The sequence below is a fragment of the Actinomadura madurae genome, assembly GCF_047130825.1.
Lineage (GTDB): Bacteria > Actinomycetota > Actinomycetes > Streptosporangiales > Streptosporangiaceae > Spirillospora > Spirillospora madurae.
The window spans coordinates 4,786,223-4,809,009 of the sequence record NZ_CP083237.1; the positions used below are offsets into that span (position 1 = coordinate 4,786,223).

Sequence of the window (22,787 nt, forward strand, 5' to 3'; positions counted from 1 at the left end):
TCCGGCTACACCGCGATGACCTGCGAATTCACCGATCACATGGCTACTTACCACCAGTCACATGTGTCACTGACCACATCGCGGGCGTCTCGGGACCCCGTCAGGGGCGGGGCTGGAGGCCGACGAGGCGGCCCAGCAGGATCATGGTGTGGTCGAAGTAGACGGCCCGTTCCTCGATCACGTTGTTGAATTGCCCGAACAATTCGAAACTGACCGTCCCGTACAGCGCGGCCCATGCGGTGAAACCGCGCAGTATGACCTCGTCGGGGACGTCCATGGGGAGCGCGGCGCGCACGCCGGCGAGGTCCCCGGCGAGGGGCGGCGGCGCCGGCGGGAGCGGCCCGGCCGGGTCGAGCGCGCCGGCCGCGTGCGCCCCGGCGATGATCCGCGCGAGGACGACCGTGTCGCGCATGGCGGCGGGGACGGTGTCCTGCGGCGCCTCGTACCCGGGGACGGGCGACCCGTAGAGCAGCGCGTACTCGTGCGGGTGCGCCAGCGCCCACGCGCGGACGGCCCTGCACACGGCGAGCCACCGTCCGGCGAAGTCCCCGGCGCCGACCGCGGCGTCGGCGCGCTCGACCGCCTCGCCGACCGCGTTGTAGCCGTCGATGATCAGCGCGGTGAGCAGGTCGTCGCGGCTCGGGAAGTACCGGTAGATCGCCGACGACACCATGCCCATCTCGCGGGCGACCGCGCGCAGCGACAGTCCCGCCGCGCCCTCGGTCGCCAGCTGCCGCCGCGCGATCTCGGTGATCTCCCGGATCAGTTCCGCCCGCACCCGTTCCCGTGCCGTCCGGCCTGCGCTCATGGGCGGATCGTAGCAGAGCGTCGCACCGAACAGAGAGCACTGCTCTTGACATCGCCGCTCTCTAGAGAGAGCATTGCTCTCGAAACAGAGCACCGAACCAAGTGAACCAAGGAGCACCTCATGGGCAAGCACGTGATCGTCGGAGCCGGCCAGGTCGGGACGCACCTCGCCGAGCGGCTGATCGGGCGGGGCCACGACGTCGTCGTGGTGACGCGGTCCGGCTCGGGGCCGGAGTCGGTCGAGCGGGTCGCGGCGAACGTCGCCGACCGGGACCGGATGACGCAGATCGCCAAGGGGGCCGACGTCCTCTACAACTGCGTGAACCCGCAGTACCACCGGTGGGCGCAGGACTGGCCGCCGATGGCGGCGTCCTTCCTGGGCACCGCCGAGGACACCGGCGCCGTCCTGGTGACGCTCAGCTGCCTCTACGGGTACGGGCCGGTGGACGGCCCGATGACCGAGGACCTGCCGCTCGCCGCGACCGGCACCAAGGGACGCGTCCGGGCGAAGATGTGGCGGGACGCGCTCGCGGCGCACGAGGCCGGGCGCATCCGCACCACCGAGCTGCGCGGGTCCGACTACTACGGGCCCCGGAGCACCGACCAGGCCTACATCGGCGAGACGCGATTCGTGAAGCCGCTGCTGGCGGGCAGGCGCGTCCCCTACTTCAGCGACCCGTCCGTCCCGCACGCCTGGACGTACCTGCCGGACGTCGCCGAGGCCCTCGCGATCGCCGGGACGGACGAGCGCGCGTGGGGACGGCCCTGGCACATCCCCACCGGCCCCGCGGTGTCCACCCGGGAGGTCGGCGAGCGGCTGTGCCGGATCGCCGGGGCGCCGGCGCCGCGCATCTACGAGGTCCCGCGCCCGGTCTTCCACGCGGCCGGGACGGTCGTGCCGATGCTGAAGGAGATGCGGGAGACCCGCTACCAGTTCGACAGGCCGTACGTCCTGGACTCGTCGGCCTTCGAGTCGACGTTCGGGACGGTGCCGACACCGCTGGACGCCGCGCTCAAGACGATCGTCGCCGCGTCGCGAACGGCGGAGGACACGGGCAACCGGGCCGCGGGTAATTAAGCTGAGCGGATGCGGATCTCGTTCACTGCGCTCACCGGCTCGGGACCCCGCGATGTCGTGGTGAACGTCGACTCCGAGGTCACCGTCGAGGGGGTCGCCCGGTCGCTCGCCGCGCTGGACGGCCGCCCCCAGATCCCCGCCCCCCGTTTCTCCAAGGACGCCTTACTCTCCAGGGGCGCGCACAAGGCCCTCTGGATGGACGGCCGGATGCTCGACCCGCAGGCCCTCGCCGTGAAGGAGCTGCGGGACGGCGCCGTCGTCGCCGTCGAGCGGCGCGGCGCCGCCGCCACCGTCCTCGCCGAGCCGACCGGGCTGGTCGAGGTGCGCGTCGCCGGCGGCCCGGCGGCCGGGCCGGTGCACCGGCTCGGCCTCGGCGTCAGCACGATCGGCTCCGGGCGGGACGTGGACGTGACGCTGGACGACCCGTCCGTCCCGGCCCGCTCGCTGCGGGTCACGGTCGGCCGCGACGCCGTCCAGGTCGAGGCGTCCGCGATGACGATGCAGGGTGCCGCGACCCTGGACGGGACGCCGCTCGGCGCCAGGACGACCTGGCCGCCGGGCGCGCTGCTCTCGGTGGGATCCAGCGTCCTGGCCCTCGCCCCGAGCACCGCGCCCGACGCCCACCTGGAACCGCAGCCGGAGGGCGGCCTGGCGTTCAACCGGCCGCCCCGCCTCGCCCCGCCGCACCGCGTGCGGAGGCTGGAGGTCCCGAAACGCCCGGAACGGAACCCGCGGGAGCGGCTCCGGCTGTTCGGCGCGCTGCTGTTCTCGGCGTTCGGGCTCGCGATGGCGTTCGGCCTCGGCCAGTGGTGGTGGGCGCTGTTCGCGCTGGCCTGGCCGGTGATGACGCTCGGCGAGTGGATCGGCGACCGGATGCACGGCCGCAAGTCCTACAAGAGGTCGCTGAAGGAGTACCACCGCAGGGCCGGCGAGTTCGACGGCGAGGTCGACCGGCTGCGGCGCGAGGACGAGGCGGAGCGCCGCGCGCTGCACCCCGACCCCGCCGAGGTGCTGCTGACCGCGACCGGCCCGCGCCGGCGGCTGTGGGAGCGCCGCCGCGGCGACCCGGACGTCCTGCACCTGCGGGTGGGGCTCGCCGACCTGCCCGCCCGCATCGAGCTGACCGGCGACCTCGACGGGCACCTGGGCGGTTCGGGGGCGTCCCCGCACGCGGGCGGCTCCCGGGTCCCGATGGCCCGGCAGGTCCCGGTGGCGCTGCCGCTCGCCGACCTCGGCGTCGTCGGGCTGACCGGGCCGCGGCACGCCTCCCGGGCCCTGGCCCGCTGGATGGTCGCGCAGGCCGCCGCCCTGCACAGCCCCCGCGACCTCGCCATCGTCGTCCTGTCCGCGGACCGGGACGCCGGGGCCGAGTGGAACTGGGTGCGGTGGCTGCCGCACTGCGCGCCGCGCGAGGGCGAGGACTGCGTCGCGCTCGTCGGCACCGACCCCGAGTCGGCGGCCCATCGCGTCACCGAACTGGCCATGCGCGTCACCGAACGGCGGCGGGCGGCGCAGGCGGAGTCGTCGTTCTTCGGGAAGGGCGCCCGGCCCGTCGATTCCGTCCCGTACAACATCCTCGTCGTGCTGGACGGGGCCCGCGCGCTGCGCCGCATACCGGGGATGCCGATGCTCCTCGCCCGCGGCGCCGAGTACGGGCTCTACGCCATCTGCGTGGACGACGAGGAGCGCCTCCTTCCCGAGGAGTGCGGCGCGGTCGCCGCCTGGGACCCGCAGAAGCCCTCGACGGTGCGCCTCCAGGGGCAGGGGCTGGACGTCCTGGGCCCGGTGCTGGCCGACCAGGTGTCCGCCACCTGGACCGACCGGGTGGCGCGCGCGCTGGCCCCCGTCCGGGACGTCTCCCGCGAGGACGCCGAGGACTCGCTCCCCGCCGACGTGCGGCTCCTGGACGTCCTCGGCATGCCGGAACCGACCGCGGACCACGTCCTGCAGTCGTGGAACCGGACCGGCGGGCGGACGACCCGCGTCCCCATCGGCCTCGACTCCGGCGGACCCCACGAAGTAGACCTGCGCGTGGACGGCCCCCACGGCCTCATCGCGGGGACCACCGGCGCGGGCAAGTCGGAGCTGCTGCAGACGCTCATCGCGTCGCTCGCCGTGGCGAACCGCCCGGACGAGATGACGTTCGTCCTCATCGACTACAAGGGCGGCGCCGCGTTCAAGGACTGCGCCCGCCTCCCCCACACCGTCGGCATGGTCACCGACCTGGACGGCCACGCGACCGAGCGCGCCCTGGAATCGCTCGCCGCCGAGCTGCGCCGCCGCGAGGAGATCCTGCTCGACGCGGGCGCCAAGGACGTCGACGACTACGACGACCTGCGCCCCGCCGCCCCCGGGCTGCCGGCCATGCCGCGGCTCGTGCTCGTCATCGACGAGTTCGCCGCCATGGTCACCGAGCTGCCCGACTTCGTCGCCGGGCTGGTCGACATCGGGCGCCGCGGCCGGTCCCTCGGCGTCCACCTGATCCTCGCCACGCAGCGCCCGGCCGGCGTCGTGACCGCCGACATCCGCGCGAACACCAACCTGCGCATCGCGCTGCGCGTCACCGACCCGGACGAGTCCACCGACGTCCTCGACTCCCCCGAGGCCGCGCAGATCTCCAAGGCCACGCCGGGGCGCTGCTACATCCGCTCCGGCGCGTCGGCGCCGCATCCCGTCCAGTCGGCGCGGATCGGGGGCCGCCGCCCCGGCGCCGGGGCCGGCCCCGGCGGCCCGACCGTCCTGCCGCTGCCCTGGCAGGGCCTCGGCCACCCGCTGCCCACGCCCGGCGGGGGCGGGGCCGGCACCGCCGCCGAGACGCCGGCCACCGACCTCGGCGTCCTCGTCCAGGCCGTCGGCGAGGCCGCCCGCCGCGCCGGGATCGCCCGGCAGCCGTCACCGTGGCTGAACCCGCTGCCCGAGCGGATCGCGCTGGCGCCCCGGACCGCCGCCGGGGGCTCGGTCGTGGACGTCCCGCCCGTCCCGTTCGGCGTCACCGACCTGCCTGCCGTCCAGTCTCGCGAGGAGCTCGCCCTCGACCTCACCTCGGGCGGCCACCTGTACATCGCCGGGTCCGCCCAGTCGGGCCGCTCCACCGCGCTGCGCACCATCGCCGGGTCGCTCGCCGGTGCCTGCTCCCCCTACGACGCGCACCTGTACGCCATCGACTGCGGGGCGAACGCGCTGCTGCCGCTGGTGTCGCTGCCGCACTGCGGCGCCGTCGTCACCCGGGACCAGCTCGACCGCTGCGAGCGGCTCCTCACCGCGCTGACCGCCGAGGTCGCCCGCCGCCAGCAGCTGCTCGCCGAGGCGGGCTTCGCGTCGCTGGCCGAGCAGCGCGCCGCCGTCGCCGCCACCGACCGCCTCCCGTGGATGGTGCTGCTGCTCGACCGCTGGGAGGGGTTCCTCGGCGCGTTCGAGCACTACGACTACGGCCGCCTCGTCGACCAGGTCGTCCGGCTCCTGCGCGAGGGCGCCGCCGCCGGCCTGCGCGCGGTGTTCACCGGCGACCGCTCCGGGCTGGGCGGCCAGGTGTCCGCGGTCTTCGACCGGCGGCTCATCCTCCGCATGGCCGACCCGAACGACTACGGCTACGGCGGCCTCCAGGACAGGCAGGTCCCCGCCGCGATGCCGCCGGGCCGTGCCCTGGAGCCCGGCGCGCCAGGTGCGCCCCCGCGCGAGTCGCAGATCGCCCTCCTCGGGGACGACCCGTCCGGGACGGCACAGGTGACCGTCCTGCAGGAGATCGCCCGCGGCTGCGTGGCGCGCTACGGCCGGCTCCCGCGCCGCCGGCGTCCCCTGCACGTGGACGAGCTGCCCGTCCGCGTCACCTACCGGGAGGCGATGTCGCTCGACGCCGAGTTCCTCGCCCCGTCCCCGCTGTGGGCGCTGGTCGGCGTCGGCGGCGACACCCTCGCCCCGGTCGGCGTCGACCTGCTCGACGAGGGCCCCGGGTTCGCGGTCGCCGGGCCACCCCGCTCCGGCCGCTCCACCACGCTCCGCACGATCGTCCACTCCCTGCTCGACCCGGCGGTCGGCGGCGGGCTCGTCCCGGTCGTCCTCGTCACGCCGCGCCGGTCGCCGCTGCGCCTGCTGTCCGGCCGCCCGGGGGTGCTCGGCCTGCTGACGTCGGACTCCGGCGCCGACGACCTCGCCGAGGCCGTCGGGGACGAGCACCGCTTCGCGGTCGTGGTGGACGACGCCGAGCTCCTCGACGAGACCGAGCTGGACGACGCGCTCCGGGACGTCCTGCGCACCGCCAGGGACGGCGAGCACGCCGTCGTCATCGGCGGCACCACCGACGACCTGGGCCGCGGCTACCGGGGCTTCCTGTCGGACACGCGCCGGTCGCGCTCCGGCGTCCTGCTGTCGGTCGAGTCGCCGGACGACGGGGACCTGTTCGGGCTCCGCCTGCCGCGCAACGCCCCGCTCGGCGGCCCCACCGGCCGGGGCCTGTTCGTGGCGGCGGGGGTCACGACCCAGATCCAGGTCGCCCTGCCGCCGCCGGTCTCCGCCGACTGACACGGGCCTGCCGACCGACGCGGGCCTGCCGACCGACGCGGAGCCGTGCGGGCGATCGCCCGCCTGACATGGGTGCGGGTCCCGGCCTCGGGGGGATGGGCCGGGACCCGCGGTCCGTGGGAGGCGTCAGCGGGTGGCGGCCTCGATGTTCTGCTGGGACTTGCGGATGTCCTGGCCGCCCTGCTCCAGGGCGATGGCCATCTTGTCGAACGCGGTCTTGGCCTCGGCCCAGGCGGCGCGGAAACGGTCGGCGCTCGGGCCCCACCAGACGGCGTTGCTGCTCACGGTGCGGCCGTTCAGGTCCTTGATCAGGGCGTCCAGGTTGCGGGAGTGCTTGCTGAAGATGCGGGACAGTTCTTCGAGTTCACCCAGGTTGGCACCGCGCTTGTCGCCCATCGCCCCGGCCCTTTCGTCGCTGATCGGTGGAACGTTTTCAGCTCGCGGACAATGGCGCCAGCTTACGCCTCACCGATCACGTTTATCCAGCGAAACGACCATAATGACAGCCCGTCAAGCGGATTTCAGAAGCGTGTCGAATGCGGGAAAGCGCCTCAGCGCCCGTCGTCGACCGGGTCGTTCACCGGGTGCGCGCCCGGGTCCAGCACGCGCTCGCCGACCAGGGTGATCTGCTCGCCCCGGGTGCGGAACACGAACCGGCGCCGCACGGACTGGGTGACCTTGCCGCTGCCGTAGCGCATCTCGGTGTGCTCCACCGCCTCCAGGGTGATGCGGTCCCCGGTCCGGAAGGCGTGCCCCCCGTCCAGGCTGGTGCGGGCACCGGTGTAGGCGGGACCGCCCTCGACGGGGGCGCGGCTGCGGGCCTCCAGCTCCCGGACGGCGCTCTCCTGCGACCGGACGAGCCGCGGGGAGATCCGCACCCCCTGGATCTCGGTGGGGGCGTCGCCGCGGTCGCGGTCGCCCTTCTGCACCAGGGCCTGGGAGCGGCGCTGGAGGTAGGCGCGCGCGGCGACGGTGAGCTGCTCGGTGACGTAGTCCTCCACGGGAGGGTTCTCCCTCCGCACCGTGGACGAGGGCGCCAGCAGGCAGGCGGCCAGGACGACCGCCAGGCCGGCGCACGGCCACGGGCGAACCATCGGCCTCTCCCGCTGATCATTGGCGAGCAGATTCGAGCCGAGAGTACACCTGCCGAACCGGTCCGCCGCCATCGTCTCGTGACAGCGCTCCTCCCATTCGGGTCGCCGTCCGGAATGGACGGCGACCGTTTGCCGGCCGATCTCGGCGAGCAGGTCTGCGGCCGCGTCCCGGGAGACCTCCCGGAGCGTCTTCAGCTCCTTGGTCCTCGCGCAGGTCGGGCACTTGCCGTACCCGTCCCGGCGGGGCTTGTTCCCTTGAGCACCTTCCCTTGAGCGCGGCGGCACGGCGGTGACGATCGCCGTACGCCTGCGGGACGCCCTCAGCCCCCGGCTCAGCGGACCGTCCTGCCTGCGACCTCCCGCTATGTGGGACGGGGAGCCCGATAAGGAGGGGCTTACGAAATCCTGGAACGGCCGTTATCTAGACTGCCTGCGAGGTTGAAGGAGGAGACCCACGTGCGCAAAGTCCTGATCGCCAACCGCGGTGAGATCGCGGTCCGTATCGCCCGTGCCTGCCGCGACGCGGGGCTGGCCAGCGTGGCGGTGTACGCCGAGCCCGATCTGGAGGCGCTGCACGTTCGGGTCGCCGACGAGGCGTTCGCCCTCGGCGGGCGGACTGCGGCCGAGAGCTACCTGGACATCGGGAAGCTGCTGAAGATCGCCGCCGAGTCCGGCGCGGACGCCGTCCACCCCGGCTACGGGTTCCTGGCCGAGAACGCCGACTTCGCCACCGCCGTGGAGAACGCCGGCCTGACCTGGATCGGCCCGCCGCCCGCGGCGATCACCGCGCTCGGCGACAAGGTGCAGGCCCGGCACATCGCGCAGAAGGTCGGCGCGCCGCTGGTCGCCGGGACCAGGGACCCGGTGTCCGGCGCGGACGAGGTGGTCGCGTTCGCCGAGGAGCACGGCCTGCCCATCGCGATCAAGGCGGCGTTCGGGGGCGGCGGGCGCGGCCTGAAGGTCGCCCGCGCGCTGGACGAGGTCGCCGAGCTGTACGAGTCCGCCGTCCGGGAGGCCGTGGGCGCGTTCGGGCGCGGCGAGTGCTTCGTCGAGCGGTACCTCGACAAGCCCCGGCACGTCGAGACCCAGTGCCTCGCCGACAAGCACGGCAACGTGGTCGTCGTCTCCACCCGCGACTGCTCGCTCCAGCGGCGCCACCAGAAGCTCGTCGAGGAGGCTCCGGCGCCCTACCTGTCGGACGAGCAGCTCGACCTGCTGTACGGCGCGTCCAAGGCCATCCTGAAGGAGGCCGGCTACATCGGCGCCGGGACGTGCGAGTTCCTCGTCGGCCAGGACGGCACGATCTCCTTCCTGGAGGTCAACACCCGCCTCCAGGTCGAGCACCCGGTCACCGAGGAGGTCGCCGGGGTGGACCTCGTCCGGGAGATGTTCCGCATCGCCGACGGCGAGGAGCTCGGCTACGGCGACCCGGAGCTGCGCGGCCACTCGATCGAGTTCCGGCTGAACGCCGAGGACGCCGGACGCGGCTTCCTGCCCGCCGTCGGCACCCTGACCGGGTGGCGGCCCCCGACCGGGCCCGGGGTCCGGCTGGACGCCGGCTACGAGGCCGGGCAGACCGTCCCGCAGGAGTTCGACTCGCTGGTCGCCAAGCTGATCGTGACGGGCGCGACGCGCCGGCAGGCCGTCGAACGGTCCCGCCGGGCGCTCGCCGAGTTCGTCATCGAGGGGATGCCGACCGTCCTGCCGTTCCACCGGGCGGTGCTGGACGACCCGGCGTTCGTCCCGGCGGACGACGCGGCGCCGTTCGCCGTCCACACCCGGTGGATCGAGACGGAGTTCGAGAACACGATCCCGCCGCACGAGGCGCCCGTGCCGGGCGAGGAGGAGCCGGGCGAGCGGGAGCGCGTCACCGTCGAGGTCGGCGGCCGGCGCATCGAGGTCGTGCTGCCCGCCGGGCTCGGCGCGTCCGCGGCGCCCGCCGGCCAGGACAGGCCCGCCCGGCGGCGCGGCGCGCGGAAGGGCGGCGGCGCGCAGGCGTCCGGCGACTCCCTGGTCAGCCCGATGCAGGGCACCATCGTCAAGATCGTCGTCGAGGACGGCGCGACCGTGGAGGCCGGCGACACCATCGTCGTGCTGGAGGCCATGAAGATGGAGCAGCCGCTCACCGCCCACAAGGCGGGGACGCTCACCGGGCTGTCCGCCGAGGTCGGCCAGACCGTCTCCGCCGGCGCGGTGATCTGCGACATCAAGGACTCCTGACCGGTCCGGCCCGGTCCCTGGGGGGCGGCACCCACGCATCGTCCGCGCAAATCCGTCCCGCGGACGACGCATCGGCGGGTCCACGTGGGCAGACTGGAGACATGAACACCGAGAACCGGGCCATCCGGGCGGCTCGCCGGGGCGCCGTCTCGGCGATCATCGCCGCCGTCGCCGCGCCGGCGTTCGCCCTTGCCGCCCCGGCGCAGGCCGCCCCAGCAGAGAGCACACCGGCCGCGCGGACCGTCGCGGCCCAGGCCGCGGCGCCCCGGGCCGCCGCCGACGACACGGTCGGGCAGATCGCGAAGGGGCTCATCGACTCGCGGCTGTACGTGACCAGCGGCGCCGGGAACGTGCTGTCCCCGGCCGACCAGAACGAGATCAAGACGACTCTCGGCGGCGACAGCGACGCCGACATCCGGGCCGTCGTGGTGCGCGACGGCGTCACCGGCGAGCAGGCCGGCCGGATGCTGCGGGCGGTCGCCGACCGCGTCGGCGAGGGCCAGACCTATGTCGCGGTCACCGCCGACGGCGGCCGCATGGCCGCGATCTCCAAGAAGCTCGACAGCCGGGAGATCAACCAGATCGTCACCCGGACCAACGGCGTGCCGCTCAAGCAGCGGCTGATCGACTTCTCGAACCTCACCGAGAAGAAGGTCGACGACCAGGCCCGGTCCAGCACGATCGGCATGTACGTGACGCTCGGCGTGCTCATCGCGCTGGCCGCGGTCGCCACGGGCTCGTTCCTCGTCGTCCGCAAGCGGCGGCAGGAGCGGGACGCGCGGCGCATGGAGGACCTCAAGGCCGGGGTGGAGGAGGACGTCACCCTCCTCGGCGAGGACATCGCCCGCCTCGACCTGAACGTCATGGACAAGGACCTCGAACCCGACACCCGCGCCGACTACGAGCGCGCGATGAACGCCTACGACCAGGCGAAATCGGCCACCGAACGCGCGGCCAGGCCCGAGGACATGCAGGACGTCACCACCGCGCTGGAGGAAGGCCGCTACTACATGACGGCGACCCGCGCCCGGCAGGCGGGCGAACCCGTCCCCGAGCGGCGCGCACCCTGCTTCTTCAACCCGCAGCACGGTCCGTCCGCCAAGGACGTCACGTGGGCGCCGCCCGGCGGCGTGGCCCGGTCCGTCCCGGCGTGCGCGGCGGACGCGGAGGCCGTCCTGCACGGGCACGACCCGGACATCCGGATGGTCCCCTACGACGGCGACCGGCGGCCGTACTGGAACGCCGGACCCGCCTACGCGCCCTACGCCGGCGGCTACTACTACGGCTACGGCGGGCTCGACCTGCTCAGCGGCATGATGATCGGCACCATGCTCGGCTCGATGATGGGCGGCTGGGGCGGCGGCTACGGCGACCCGTCGGGCGGCTTCGGCGGCGACGGCGGAGACGTCGGCGGCGGCTGGGACTTCGGCGGGGGCGACTTCGGCGGCGGCGGAGACTTCGGCGGCTTCTGAGGGGTTCGCGTGGCCCGGCTTCCCGGCGATCCGGGCCCGCTCCGGCGGGCCCGGTACGCGCTGGGGTTCCGGCTCCCGCCCGGCGATCTCGACTGGGTCCGGCACGACCTGACCGACGCCGGCTGGCGAGGCAGGCTCCTGCTGCGGCACCTGTACGTGATGGCGCCCGTCTGCCTGCTGCTGGCCCTCCTGCCGGGCCCGGTCTGGGTGCGCGTGGCGGTCCCCCTGCTCGCGCTCGCCGCCAGCACGCTCACCGTCGCGATCAGCTCGGACGACCTGCGCCGGTCCCGCCTGCACCGCCACGGCCTGCCGCCGCCCGGCCGGTAGGGGGCAGCCGCGGGGCGGGGGCGGCCGGCCGCGGGCCGGCGCGGACCGGGACCGCCGCGTCGGTGACGGAGACGAGCCGCGCGGCCACTCCCCAGGGCCGGACCGCCTCGCCGACGCGCCGGACCAGCTCCGGGTCGTCCCCGCCCGCCAGCAGGGACGGCAGGTCCGCCAGGTCCCGGTCCGCCATCACCCCGCGCAGCGCCGCCTCGGCGGCGGCCTGCACGGCAAAGGACGGCACGGCGGAGGACGGCGTCTCGGCGGACGCGGCGTAGGCCGCCGGGTCATCGACCCGCAACTCGGCCAGCGCCTTGATCCGCACCGGCACGCCGTCCCTGGTCATCGCCCTGAACCAGAGGCCGTACGAGCGGGCCCCGGCGGGGACGCGCACGCCGGAGTCGGCGAGCGGCACCAGGTACCGCAGCCCGGGTTCGCGGACGCCGCGCGTCCGCCCGGACCGCCGGACGACCAGCCGTTCGTCCGGCTCGACCCGCCGCAGCCCGGAGGCCGCGACCGTGGCCGCCAGCAGCCCGAGGACGATGAGGAAGGCGGCGGGAAAGGCCAGCGGGCTCGCCTGTGCGGCGAGTGCGCCCATGATCCCCACCTCCTGCCTGCGCTCGCCTTCCACCATCGGCGAAGAGGCGGGGCGCCACCATCGGGCCGACACCCCATAACGGCGGACGGCCGTCATGCAGGCACTCCGCCGGGTGTCACGCATGGACAACACCGTCCCCGATGCGGTGACGTGGTCTCATGAGCAGGACACCCGCGTCGGCGCTGTACTGGCGCATCCTCGGCATCAACGGGCTGATCTTCGCGGTCGGCACGGCCGCGCTCGCCGTCGGGCCGGTGACCGTGTCGTCGCCGATCCTGCTGCGCGAGCTGCCCGTCCTCGCGATCGGGCTGGCGGTGATGATGGCGGCGAACGCGTTCCTTCTGCGCGCCAGCCTGGCGCCCCTGGAGGCCCTCACCGCGCTGATGGCGCGGATGAACTCGCTGCGCTCCGGCGACCGGCTCGCGAAGGGCGGGAACGGCGACCTGTTCCACCTCGTCGACCAGTTCAACGCGATGCTCGACCGGCTGGAGGCCGAGCGCAGCACCAGCACCGCCCTCGTGCTCGACGCGCAGGAGGCGGAGCGGAGCCGCATCGCCCAGGAGCTGCACGACGAGATCGGCCAGACCCTCACGGTGGTGCTGCTGGAGCTGAAGTCGGTGGTGAACCGGGCGCCGGAGGAGGTCGCCGAGGAGCTGCGGGGCGTCCAGGAGGTCGTCCGGTCGAGCCTGGACGAGGTGCGCCGCGTGGCCCGGCGGCTGCGCCCCGGCGTCCTGGACGACCTGGGCCTGGGCAGCGCGCTCACCGCCCTGGCCGCGGAGTTCTCCGGGACGGGCGGCCCGCACGTCACCCGCCGCGTCCACGCCGGGCTGGAGGGGCTCGGCCCGGACGCCGAGCTGGTGATCTACCGGATCGCGCAGGAGGGCCTGACGAACGTGTGGCGGCACTCGGGCGCGCGGAACGCCGAGCTGTCGCTGACCCAGGACGCGGACGGCCGCGTGGTCCTGCGGGTGGTGGACGACGGTTCCGGCCCGCCCACCGAGGTGGGGTCGGGGATCCACGGGATGCGGGAGCGCGCGATGCTCATCGGCGCGCAGCTCACGATCGGGCCGGCGGACGGCGGCGGCACCGAGGTGAGGCTGGTCGTCCCGCCGCCCGGCGACCGCCGCGGCTGAGGCGCGCGGCCGAGGGTCAGGGCTCGACGAGCCCGACGCGGATCGCGTACTTCGCCAGCTCCAGCCGGTCGCGCATGCCGAGCTTGCCGAGGATGTTCGCGCGGTGCCGGTCGACCGTCTTGACGCTGATCGTCAGCAGCTCGGCGATCTGCTTGGAGGAGTACCCCTCCGCGATCAGCTTGATGATCTCCTCCTCGCGGGGGGTGAGGATGCCGTCGGGGCCGTCGCCGTCCCGGTCGCGGGCCAGGAACTCGCGGATCAGCACCGTGACGGCGGCCGGGTACAGGAACGGCTCGCCGCGCATCGCGGCCCGGACGGCGTGCAGCAGGTCGCGGTCGGCGACCGACTTCAGCACGTAGCCGGACGCGCCCGCCTTCAGCGCCTCGAACAGGTACTGCTCGTTGTCGTACATCGACAGGATCAGCGTCCGGACCGTGGGGAAGCGGCGGGAGATCTCCCGCGCCGCCTGCAGGCCCGTCATGCGCGGCATCGCGATGTCGAGGATCGCCAGGTCGACGCCGCCGTCGCCGAGCGCGTCGATCGCCTCCGCCCCGTCGGCGGCCTCCGCGACCACGGTCAGGTCGGGCTCGGCGTCCAGGATCAGGCGCAGCCCGCGCCGCACCAGCGCGTGATCGTCGGCCAGCAGTATCCGCGTGGCCGACTCCCGAGTGTGCACCCGATCACCTCCGGTCCCGCGTCTCCCGCGTCCATGGTAGGCGCGCGGCACCGGAAGGCGCCTCCGCCACCTGCGGATACATGATCCACACCGCCGATATGGGGGTCGCACCCGATATAGGCGAGCGGCCCGCACACAAAGACTGGACAGCGTACGCGAAAGGGGCGGACGCATGGCACAGCGAATGAGCGGCGGGCACCGTCACCCGCCCGTAACGCCGCGGAGGCCGTCTTGCGACGGGGCCGCCCCCGGCGTTAGAAGGAGGCACCTATCAGTCACGAGAACCAGGCTTTCCGGAAGCCGAAGGGACGACATGCAAGCGCGGGACATCGCCATACAGGTGCCGACCGTGACCCGGGACGACTCGATCGCCCACGCGATACAGGTCATGGCACTCGGCCGCCTGCCCGGCCTCATCGTCGTGGACGAGGCGCAGCGCCCCGAGGTCGTGCTGCCCGGCACGCAGGTGCTGCGGCTGGCGGTGCCGGTCGCCTACCAGGAGGATCCTGCGCTGACCCGCACCGTGGACGAGGCGCACGCGGACGTCTTCTGGCACGAGATCCGCGACAGGAAAGTGGGCGACTGCCTCGACAAGCACACTCCCCGCCCCGTCATCGTCAGATCGTCCGCGACGCTGCTGGAACTCGCCACGGTGATGGCGCGGCAGCGCAGCCCGCTGGTCGCGGTGGTGGACGACGCCGGGCTCCTCACCGGCGCCGTCATCCTCGACCGGCTGCTGTCGGCACTGGCTTTGTCCGGCCCCGAGGGCTGACGGACGCGCCGCCAGGCGGCGCGCGACCGGGAGACCCGCCCTGTCCACAACCGGGGGACCCGGGATGACGGCGGTGGCGGCGCTCGCCATCTTCGTCGTCGCGTTCTTCTTCATCGCGACCGAGAAGGCCGACAAGGTCAAGGTCGTCCTGATCGCGGCCGGCGCGATGACGGTGCTCGGGCTCGCCCCCGGCGCCGAGGTGTTCTTCTCCGAGCACGACGGGATCGACTGGAACGTCATCTTCCTGCTGCTCGGCATGATGATCATCGTCGGGATCATCAAGGGCACCGGGCTGTTCGACTACCTGGCGATCTGGGCGGCCAAGCGCTCGAAGGGCCGGCCGTACCGGCTGCTGGTGATGCTCATGGCCATCACCGCGGTCGCCTCCCCGTTCCTGGACAACGTCACCACGATCATGCTGGTGGCCCCGGTGACGGTGGTGGTCTGCAACCGGCTGCGCATCCCGGCCCATCCGTACCTGATCGCCGAGGTGCTGGCGTCCAACATCGGCGGCGCGTCGACGCTGATCGGCGACCCGCCGAACATCATCATCGCCAGCCGGGCGGGGCTGACGTTCAACGACTTCCTCGTCCACATGGCACCGATCGTGGTGCTCGTCTTCATCGCCTTCGTGCTGCTGGCGCGGGTGCTGTTCCGCAAGTCGTTCACGTACGACGAGCGGTACGTCGCCGAGGTGATGTCGCTGGACGAGCGCAAGGCGATCACGGACCCGGCGCTGCTCGTCCGGTGCCTGGTCGTGCTCGGCCTGGTCATCGTCGCGTTCACGCTGCACTCGGTGCTGCATCTGGAGCCGGCGATCGTGGCGCTGGTCGGCGCGGGCGTGATGCTGCTGGTGTCGCGGGTCGAGGTCGCCGACGTCCTGCGGGAGGTCGAATGGTCCGTGCTGGTGTTCTTCATGGGCCTGTTCGTGATGGTGGCGGGCCTCGGGCACACGGGCGTCATCGAGGCGATCGGCACCTGGGCGGCGGAGACGATCGGCGACAACCACTTCGTCGCCGCGACCAGCCTGCTGTTCGGCTCCGCCGTCCTCGGCGCGTTCTTCGACAACATCCCCTACGCGGCGACGATGGCGCCGATCGTGGAGGGGATGGCCGCGGGCGCGCCGGACGCGCGCACCGCCGAGGCGCTGTGGTGGTCGTTCGCGCTGGGCGCCGACTTCGGCGGCAACGGGACGGCCGTCGCCGCGAGCGCCAACGTCGTCGCGATCGGCATCGCCGCCAGGACCGGCCACCCGATCAGCTTCTGGCAGTTCACCCGCTACGGCATCATCGTCACGGTGCTGAGCACGCTGATGGCGTGGGTGTACGTGGCCCTGCGCTACTTCTAGCGCGGCGCCATGGTCGACAACGGCCGGGCGCGCCTCTAGTAGGCGTGCTCGGCCATCAGCCGCCGCGACGCCTCGGTGATGCTGCCCGACAGCGACGGGTACACCGCGAACGTGTACGCGAGCTGGTCGACGGTGAGGTGCTGCTGGACGGCGATCGACACGCCCAGGATCAGCTCGCTCGCCCGCGGCGCCACGATGACGCCGCCGAGGACGATCCCCGTGGACGGGCGACAGAACAGCTTGACGAAACCGTCCTCGAAGCCCTGCATCTTGGCCCGCGCGTTGGTGAACAGCGGCAGCATGACCGTCCGGGCGTTGACGTCCCCGGAGTCGACCATGTGCTGCGTGACGCCGACCGACGCGACCTCGGGGTCGGTGAAGATGTTGGAGGCGACCCAGCCCAGCTTGAGCGGCTGGACGGCCTCGCCGAGCGCGTGCCACATCGCGATGCGCCCCTGCATGCCGGCGACCGACGCCAGCATCAGCACGCCCGTGCAGTCGCCCGAGGCGTAGATGTTCGGGACGGACGTCCGCGACACCTTGTCGACCTCCACGAAGCCGCGGGCGTCGCAGCGCACGCCGACCTCCTCCAGGCCGATCCCGGTGGTGTTCGGGACCATTCCGACGGTCATGAGGCAGTGCGTGCCCTCGACCTTCGTCCCGTCCTCCAGAGTGACGATCACGCCGTTGCCGGACCGCTCCACCCCCGCGGCCCGGGACCGCGACATGACGTTCATCCCGCGCCGCAGGAACACCTCCTGCAGGACGGCGGCGGCGTCGGCGTCCTCGGTCGGCAGGATCCGGTCCCGCGAGGACACCAGCGTGACCCGCGAGCCCAGGGACAGGTAGGCCCCGGCGAGCTCGGCGCCCGTCACGCCGGACCCGACCACGATCAGCTCCTCGGGCAGCTCCGGCAGGTCGTACAGCTGCCGCCAGTTCAGGATGCGCTCGCCGTCCGGCTCGGCGCCGGGCAGCACGCGCGGCGTCGCGCCGGTGGCGAGCAGCACGGTGTCGGCGCGCAGGCGGCGGTCGCCGACCGCGACGACGTGCGGCTCCACCAGCCGCGCCTCACCACGGACGATCTTGACCTCCTCGTAGGCGAGCCGTTCGGCGACGTCGAACGACTGGGCCCGCGCGAGGTCCTTCACGCGCTTGTTGACCTCGGCCATGTCGGCCTCCAGGGCGCCGACGATGCCGTCCGGGCCGCCGTTGAAGCGCAGCCCGAGCCCCGCGGACTCCGACATGACCGCCATCCGGGTCGAGGTGGCGATGAGCGTCTTGGAGGGCACGCAGTCGGTGAGCACGCAGGCGCCGCCCGGACCGTCCCGTTCCACGACGGTCACGTCGGCGCCGAGCTGTGCGGCGACGAGCGCGGCCTCGTACCCGCCCGGGCCTCCTCCGATGATCACGATACGGGTCACATCTTCCATTCTTTCCTACTCACGGCAGTGAAAAGTCCGGTACCGGACCGGTTCGCCCGCCCGCCCCCGTCCCGGTCGGGGCAACCCCGCCCCCCGCGCACGCCGGTGGGTTAGCCTTGGCCAACGTGGCACTGTACGCGGCGTACGCCTCCAACATGGACCCCGAGCAGATGGCGAGCCGGGCTCCGCACTCCCCCATGCGCGGCACCGGCTGGCTGGCCGGCTGGCGGCTGACCTTCGGCGGCCAGGACAAGGGCTGGGACGGCGCCCTCGCGACGGTCGTCGAGGACGACTCCGAGCAGGTGTTCGTCGTCCTGTACGACGTGCCCGCCTGGGACGAGAAGGAGCTCGACGCCTGGGAGGGCGCCGCGCTCGACGTCTACCGCAAGATCCGGGTCCGGGTGCAGACGCTCGACGGCGACGCGCTGTGCTGGCTCTACGTCCTGGACGACTACGAGGGCGGGCTGCCGTCCGCGCGCTACCTCGGCATCCTCGCCGACGCCGCGGAGAAGGCCGGCGCGCCCGACGACTACGTCAAGGACCTGCGCACCCGCCCGTGCAGGTCGCTCGGCGACTGAGCCAGGCGGGCCGTCCCGAGCGCGGCTGTAGTGTCGGCGATGTGAGCAACGACGCTTTTGCACTGGCGCGGGACGCGGCCGATGAGCTGCGCGCCCGCACGTCCTTCGACTCCTTCGACGCGGCCCTCGTCATGGGGTCCGGCTGGGTTCCGGCGGCCGACCGGCTGGGCGAGCCGGTCGCCGAGCTGACGGTGACCGATCTGCCCGGGTTCGCTCCCCCCGCCGTGGAGGGCCACGCCGGGCGGATCCGGGTCGTCGAGACCGGCGGGCGCCGCGCGCTGGTGTTCCTCGGCCGGACGCACCTGTACGAGGGACGCGGCGTCGACGCGGTCGTGCATCCCGTCCGGACGGCGCTGGCCGCGGGCGTGACGACGATGGTGCTCACCAACGCGGCGGGCGGGCTGCGGCCCGAGCACCAGCGGGTCGGCGACCCGGTGCTGATCTCCGACCACCTGAACCTGTCCGGGGCGAACCCGCTGACCGGCGCGACGTTCCTCGACCTGACCGAGGCGTACTCCAAGCGGCTGCGCGCGCTCGCCCGGGAGGTCGACCCGACGCTGTCGGAGGGCGTGTACGCGGCGTTCCGCGGCCCGACCTACGAGACGCCCGCCGAGATCCGGATGCTGCGCACGCTGGGCGCCGACATGATCGGCATGTCGACGGTGCTGGAGACGATCGCGGCCCGGCAGGGCGGCGCCGACGTGCTCGGCGTCTCGCTGGTCACCAACATCGCGGCCGGGCTGTCGGACGAGCCGCTCGACCACGAGGAGGTCCTCGCGGCGGGGCGGGCGTCCGCCGGCCGCATGGGCACCCTGCTCGCCACCGTCCTCGCGAAGCTGTGAGCGACCTGCGGGCGCGGGCCGAGGAGTGGCTGGCGCAGGACCCCGACCCCGAGACCCGGGCCGAACTCCGGACGATCCTGGACGAGGGCGACGAGCAGGCGCTCGCCACCCGGTTCGGGGCGCGGCTGGAGTTCGGGACGGCCGGCCTGCGCGGCGAGCTGGGCGCCGGGCCGAACCGGATGAACCGGGTGACGGTGATGCGCGCCGCGGCCGGGCTCGCCGCGTGCCTGCCGCCCGGCGGCCGGGTGATCATCGGGTTCGACGCGCGGCACGGGTCGCGGCGGTTCGCCGACGACACCGCGGCGGTGCTCAGCGGGGCCGGGCTGCGCCCGGAGGTGTTCGCCGATCCGGTGCCGACGCCCGTCCTCGCCCACTTCACCCGGTCGTTCGACGACATCGTGGCGGGCGTGATGGTCACGGCCAGCCACAACCCGCCGCGCGACAACGGCTACAAGGTGTACTGGGCGGACGGGGCGCAGATCGTCCCGCCGGTGGACGCGGAGATCTCCGCCGCGATCGACGCGGTCGGCCGCGTGGACGAGCTGCCGCTCGGCGAGGGCCGGCCCGTCCACGCGGGCGCGGACCTGTACCTGGACGCGGTGTCGTCGCTGAAGCTCGGCGGCGACCGCGGTATCTCGATCGTGTACACGCCGATGCACGGCGTCGGGCGGGACGTGCTGCTCGCGGCGTTCGAGCGGGCCGGCTTCCCCGCGCCGGTCGTCGTCCCCGAGCAGGCCGACCCCGATCCCGACTTCCCGACCGTGGCGTTCCCGAACCCGGAGGAGCCGGGCGCGCTGGACCTGGCGCTGCGCCTCGCCGAGGCCCGCGGCGCCGACCTGGTGATCGCCAACGACCCGGACGCGGACCGCTGCGCGGTCGCCGTCCCCGGGCCGGACGGCTGGCGGGCGCTGACCGGCGACGAGGTCGGCGGGCTGCTGGCCGAGCACGTCCTGCGGCACACCACCGGCGACGACCGGCTGGTCGTCACGACGATCGTGTCGTCGTCGCTGCTGCGCTCGATCGCCGCCGCGCACCGGGTGCGGTCCGCCGAGTCGCTGACCGGTTTCAAGTGGATCATGCGGGCAGGTGGCCCGGACCACCGGCTGGTGTTCGGGTACGAGGAGGCGCTCGGCTACAGCGTCGGCGACGACCGGGGCGTGCTCGTCAACGACAAGGACGGCATCGGCGCCGCGCTCGCCGTCGCCGCGCTCGCCGCGGACGCGAAGCGGGACGGGCGCACGCTGCTCGACCTGTTGGACGCGCAGGCCCGCCGGTACGGGCTGCACGCGACGTCGCAGCTGTCGGTCCGGGTGGACGACCTGTCGCTGATCATCGCCGCGATGGCCCGGCTGCGCGCCGCTCCCCCGCGCGAGCTGGGCGGGCGTCCCGTCGAGTCGTTCGACGACCTCGCGGAGCCGTCGGGCGGGCTCCCGGCGACCGACGGGCTGCGGTTCCGCCTGGCGGGCGGGTCGCGGGTGGTGATCCGGCCGTCGGGGACGGAGCCGAAGCTGAAGTGCTACCTGGAGGTCGTCCTGCCCGTCGACGAGGACGTCGCCGCTGTCCGGGCGCGCGCCGCCGCCGGCCTGGACGCCCTGCGCGCGGACCTCTCGGCGATGCTCAGCTGACGAGCCCCACGATCACCAGCACGATCAGCACGGCCAGCGGGACGGCCAGCGCCGCCACCGCCGGAACCGACCAGCGGACGGTCCCCCGGGCGGGCTTCCCGGCGGCCGCCTCGGCCTTCGCCCTGGCCGCCTTGTCGGGGGCGCCGGACCGGGCCTTCGGTCGCCGCCGGTCCTTCAGCTCGTTCAGCTGCTGCGCCGCGTAGGTCGTCGGCGTCCGTCCCCGCAGGTCGAGGTTCCGGCCCTGGTTCTTCCGGGCCTCCTTCTCCGCCCGCGCCTCGGCCTTGGCCTGGGCGCGCGGCGACGTCTGGAGCACCCAGGCGCGCGCCTCCAGCTCCACGCCGTCCGGGCCGGCGAACGTCACGGTCACCGCGTTGCGGCCCTCGATCCTGCGCACCGCGCCCCACGGCACCCGGACGTCGCGCAGCGGGTTGCGGACCGTGACCCCGTCGTCGTCCCCGGCGATCAGCGGGCGCAGCCCGACGGTGTAGGCGATGCCGCAGCCGAACAGCAGCAGGAAGGCGATCACGGCCGTCGTCAGCGAGTAGTCGGGGTCACCGGTGAAGCCGACGAAGATGTCCGCGAAGTTCAGCACGGCGAACACGAACCACGCGTAGGCGGCGACGCGTCCTCCGGTGGAGCGAATGGTCATGGCCCGATCATGCCAGGGGCCGGGCGCCGCTCCATTTGAGCTGCGCGAAACCGGGCTTGATCACCCCGTTGATCAGTTCGAGCCGCTCGTTGAACGGCGCGAACGCCGACTTCATCGCGTTCACCGTGAACCACTGCAGGTCGTCCCATCCGTAGCCGAACGCGTCGGCGAGCTTCGCGAACTCCTCCGACAGCGTCGTGCCGCTCATCAGCCGGTTGTCGGTGTTGACCGTGACGCGGAAGCTCAGCCGCCGCAGCAGCCCGATCGGGTGCTCCGCGATCGACTTCGCCGCGCCCGTCTGGATGTTGGACGTCGGGCACATCTCCAGCGGGATCCGCTTGTCGCGCACGTAGTCGGCGAGCCGGCCGAGCCGCGGCTCGTCCCCGTCCACCTCGATGTCGTCGATGATGCGGACGCCGTGCCCGAGCCGGTCGGCGCCGCACCACTGGATCGCCTGCCAGATCGACGGCAGCCCGAACCCCTCGCCCGCGTGGATGGTGAAGTGCGCGTTCTCCCGCTGCAGGTACTCGAACGCGTCCAGGTGGCGGGTGGGCGGGTACCCGGCCTCGGCGCCCGCGATGTCGAACCCGACGACGCCCGCGTCCCGGTACCGGACGGCCAGCTCCGCGATCTCCATGCTGCGCGCTTGGTGGCGCATCGCCGTGACGAGCGTCCCGACGCGGATGCCGAAGTCCTCGCGGCCCCGCGCGAACCCGTCCAGGACGGCCTCGACGACCTGCTCCAGCGACAGCCCGGCCCGCAGGTGCTGCTCGGGCGCGTACCGGACCTCCGCGTAGACGATGCCGTCCTTCGCGAGGTCCTCGGCGCACTCGTACGCCACCCGCGTGAGCGCCTCGACGGTCTGCATCACGCCGACGGTGTGGGAGAACGTCTCCAGGTACCGCTCCAGCGACCCCGAGTTGGACGCCTCCTCGAACCACGTCCGCAGCTCACCGGCGTCGGTCGCGGGCAGGTCCGCGTACCCGGACTCCCCCGCCAGGTCGATGACGGTGGCGGGCCGCACCCCGCCGTCGAGGTGGTCGTGCAGCAGCACCTTCGGCGCGCGCCGGATGTCCTCAAGAGTCGGCCGACTGTTCATTGTTGAAACCTACCCGCCCGCCTCCCGCCCGGCCTCGTCAACTCTCGCCAGACCGGAGCGCCGGGAGCGAGCGCCGCGGGGGCCGGGGGCACCCCTGTGTCCCCGGCCCCCGCGGTGCGGCCGGTGTCTCTCAGGAGCCGGGCGCCTTCGCGTACTCGCCGATGCCGCCGGCGAAGTCGAGCGCGACGCACGGCTCGTCGCCGACGACCCAGGCGTCGTGGCCGGGCGCTACGACGAACACGTCACCGGGGCCGACCTCGCCCTCGGCGCCGTCGCGGGTGAGGATGCGCATCCGGCCCGAGATGATGTAGCCGTTGTGGTGCACCTCGCAGAGGTCGGTCCCCGCGATGTCCTTGACCGATTCCGTCCAGCGCCATCCGGGCTCGAAGGTGGCCTTCCCGAAGACCAGGCCCGTGAGGTTGACGACCTCCAGGTGCCCCCGCGGGAAGTCGCGCCGCTCGTCCGGCTTCTCGATGCTCTTGATTTCCGGCATGATGGGTCCCCCTTTCACCATCGCTTCTCACGCTCGCACTGGG

Annotated in this window: 20 protein-coding genes; 11 read left to right on the forward strand and 9 right to left on the reverse strand. The window is 73.6% G+C overall.

The features are described from left to right. Positions 1-100: 100 nt before the first annotated feature. Positions 101-808 (reverse strand): TetR/AcrR family transcriptional regulator, encoded by a 708-nt coding sequence (locus tag K8Z49_RS21535; protein WP_024936131.1) that lies wholly within the window; start codon positions 806-808, stop codon positions 101-103. A gap of 120 nt (positions 809-928) precedes the next feature. Between K8Z49_RS21535 and K8Z49_RS21540 the strand changes: the two genes are divergently transcribed. Together K8Z49_RS21540 and K8Z49_RS21545 are read left to right on the forward strand one after the other, a co-directional pair. After that, positions 929-1,885, forward strand: a complete 957-nt coding sequence (locus K8Z49_RS21540; RefSeq protein WP_412520481.1) for an NAD-dependent epimerase/dehydratase family protein — start codon at positions 929-931, stop codon at positions 1,883-1,885. 9 nt (positions 1,886-1,894) lie between these two features. After that, on the forward strand, positions 1,895-6,403 hold the full coding sequence (locus K8Z49_RS21545) for an FtsK/SpoIIIE domain-containing protein (RefSeq protein ID WP_412520483.1): 4,509 nt from the start codon (positions 1,895-1,897) through the stop codon (positions 6,401-6,403). Between the two features lie 126 nt (positions 6,404-6,529). Here K8Z49_RS21545 and K8Z49_RS21550 read toward each other — a convergent pair whose 3' ends face one another. Together K8Z49_RS21550 and K8Z49_RS21555 are read right to left on the reverse strand one after the other, a co-directional pair. Next, the gene (locus K8Z49_RS21550) at positions 6,530-6,799 is read right to left on the reverse strand and encodes a WXG100 family type VII secretion target (RefSeq protein WP_021599788.1); all 270 of its coding nucleotides are present in this window, start codon (positions 6,797-6,799) and stop codon (positions 6,530-6,532) included. Between the two features lie 155 nt (positions 6,800-6,954). Beyond that, positions 6,955-7,782 carry a hypothetical protein gene (locus K8Z49_RS21555; RefSeq protein WP_235206523.1) on the reverse strand — a complete coding sequence of 276 codons (828 nt, stop codon included), beginning with the start codon at positions 7,780-7,782 and terminating at the stop codon, positions 6,955-6,957. Positions 7,783-7,953: 171 nt separating this feature from the next. On the opposite strand from K8Z49_RS21555, the gene K8Z49_RS21560 reads away from it, so the two are divergent. The 3 genes from K8Z49_RS21560 (at position 7,954) to K8Z49_RS21570 (ending at position 11,516) form a co-directional block, all read left to right on the forward strand. Beyond that, positions 7,954-9,717: an acetyl/propionyl/methylcrotonyl-CoA carboxylase subunit alpha gene (locus tag K8Z49_RS21560; RefSeq protein ID WP_412520486.1), complete on the forward strand. Its 1,764-nt coding sequence runs from the start codon at positions 7,954-7,956 to the stop codon at positions 9,715-9,717. 101 nt (positions 9,718-9,818) lie between these two features. After that, positions 9,819-11,189, forward strand: a complete 1,371-nt coding sequence (locus tag K8Z49_RS21565) for a hypothetical protein (RefSeq protein WP_177287661.1) — start codon at positions 9,819-9,821, stop codon at positions 11,187-11,189. Between the two features lie 9 nt (positions 11,190-11,198). Beyond that, positions 11,199-11,516: a DUF5313 family protein gene (locus tag K8Z49_RS21570; protein ID WP_024936134.1), complete on the forward strand. Its 318-nt coding sequence runs from the start codon at positions 11,199-11,201 to the stop codon at positions 11,514-11,516. Here K8Z49_RS21570 and K8Z49_RS21575 read toward each other — a convergent pair. After that, entirely contained in the window at positions 11,452-12,108 is a 657-nt protein-coding gene (locus K8Z49_RS21575) for an SPFH domain-containing protein (RefSeq protein WP_412520488.1), read from the reverse strand. The genes K8Z49_RS21570 and K8Z49_RS21575 overlap by 65 nt on opposite strands. 158 nt (positions 12,109-12,266) lie before the next feature. On the opposite strand from K8Z49_RS21575, the gene K8Z49_RS21580 reads away from it, so the two are divergent. Continuing rightward, positions 12,267-13,241 carry a HAMP domain-containing sensor histidine kinase gene (locus tag K8Z49_RS21580; protein ID WP_021597754.1) on the forward strand — a complete coding sequence of 325 codons (975 nt, stop codon included), beginning with the start codon at positions 12,267-12,269 and terminating at the stop codon, positions 13,239-13,241. A 16-nt stretch (positions 13,242-13,257) separates the two neighbouring features. Here the strand turns inward: K8Z49_RS21580 and K8Z49_RS21585 are convergent, their stop codons facing one another. Next, on the reverse strand, positions 13,258-13,917 hold the full coding sequence (locus K8Z49_RS21585; RefSeq protein WP_075020670.1) for a response regulator: 660 nt from the start codon (positions 13,915-13,917) through the stop codon (positions 13,258-13,260). Between the two features lie 313 nt (positions 13,918-14,230). Here K8Z49_RS21585 and K8Z49_RS21590 point away from each other — a divergent pair, with 313 nt between their 5' ends. Then, positions 14,231-14,689, forward strand: a complete 459-nt coding sequence (locus K8Z49_RS21590) for a CBS domain-containing protein (protein ID WP_021597752.1) — start codon at positions 14,231-14,233, stop codon at positions 14,687-14,689. Positions 14,690-14,753: 64 nt separating this feature from the next. Continuing rightward, positions 14,754-16,037: an SLC13 family permease gene (locus K8Z49_RS21595; RefSeq protein WP_021597751.1), complete on the forward strand. Its 1,284-nt coding sequence runs from the start codon at positions 14,754-14,756 to the stop codon at positions 16,035-16,037. A gap of 35 nt (positions 16,038-16,072) precedes the next feature. Here K8Z49_RS21595 and K8Z49_RS21600 read toward each other — a convergent pair whose 3' ends face one another. After that, positions 16,073-17,458, reverse strand: a complete 1,386-nt coding sequence (locus K8Z49_RS21600; protein WP_021597750.1) for an NAD(P)H-quinone dehydrogenase — start codon at positions 17,456-17,458, stop codon at positions 16,073-16,075. 125 nt (positions 17,459-17,583) lie between these two features. Here K8Z49_RS21600 and K8Z49_RS21605 point away from each other — a divergent pair, with 125 nt between their 5' ends. The 3 genes from K8Z49_RS21605 to K8Z49_RS21615 are packed head-to-tail and all read left to right on the forward strand — an operon-like array spanning position 17,584 to position 20,503. Further along, positions 17,584-18,036: a gamma-glutamylcyclotransferase gene (locus tag K8Z49_RS21605; protein WP_024936136.1), complete on the forward strand. Its 453-nt coding sequence runs from the start codon at positions 17,584-17,586 to the stop codon at positions 18,034-18,036. Between the two features lie 41 nt (positions 18,037-18,077). Beyond that, complete coding sequence (locus tag K8Z49_RS21610; protein ID WP_412520492.1) at positions 18,078-18,878, forward strand: purine-nucleoside phosphorylase; 801 nt, start codon at positions 18,078-18,080, stop codon at positions 18,876-18,878. Next, on the forward strand, positions 18,875-20,503 hold the full coding sequence (locus K8Z49_RS21615; RefSeq protein ID WP_021597747.1) for a phospho-sugar mutase: 1,629 nt from the start codon (positions 18,875-18,877) through the stop codon (positions 20,501-20,503). The genes K8Z49_RS21610 and K8Z49_RS21615 overlap by 4 nt, the downstream gene beginning before the upstream one ends. On the opposite strand, the gene K8Z49_RS21620 is transcribed toward K8Z49_RS21615, so the two are convergent. The 3 genes from K8Z49_RS21620 to K8Z49_RS21630 form a co-directional block, all read right to left on the reverse strand. Continuing rightward, on the reverse strand, positions 20,496-21,152 hold the full coding sequence (locus K8Z49_RS21620) for a PH domain-containing protein (RefSeq protein ID WP_075020668.1): 657 nt from the start codon (positions 21,150-21,152) through the stop codon (positions 20,496-20,498). The two genes, K8Z49_RS21615 and K8Z49_RS21620, sit on opposite strands and share 8 nt — an antisense overlap. A 7-nt stretch (positions 21,153-21,159) precedes the next feature. Next, entirely contained in the window at positions 21,160-22,251 is a 1,092-nt protein-coding gene (locus K8Z49_RS21625) for an adenosine deaminase (RefSeq protein WP_412520495.1), read from the reverse strand. 130 nt (positions 22,252-22,381) lie between these two features. Further along, on the reverse strand, positions 22,382-22,744 hold the full coding sequence (locus K8Z49_RS21630; RefSeq protein ID WP_021597744.1) for a cupin domain-containing protein: 363 nt from the start codon (positions 22,742-22,744) through the stop codon (positions 22,382-22,384). Positions 22,745-22,787: the final 43 nt, after the last annotated feature.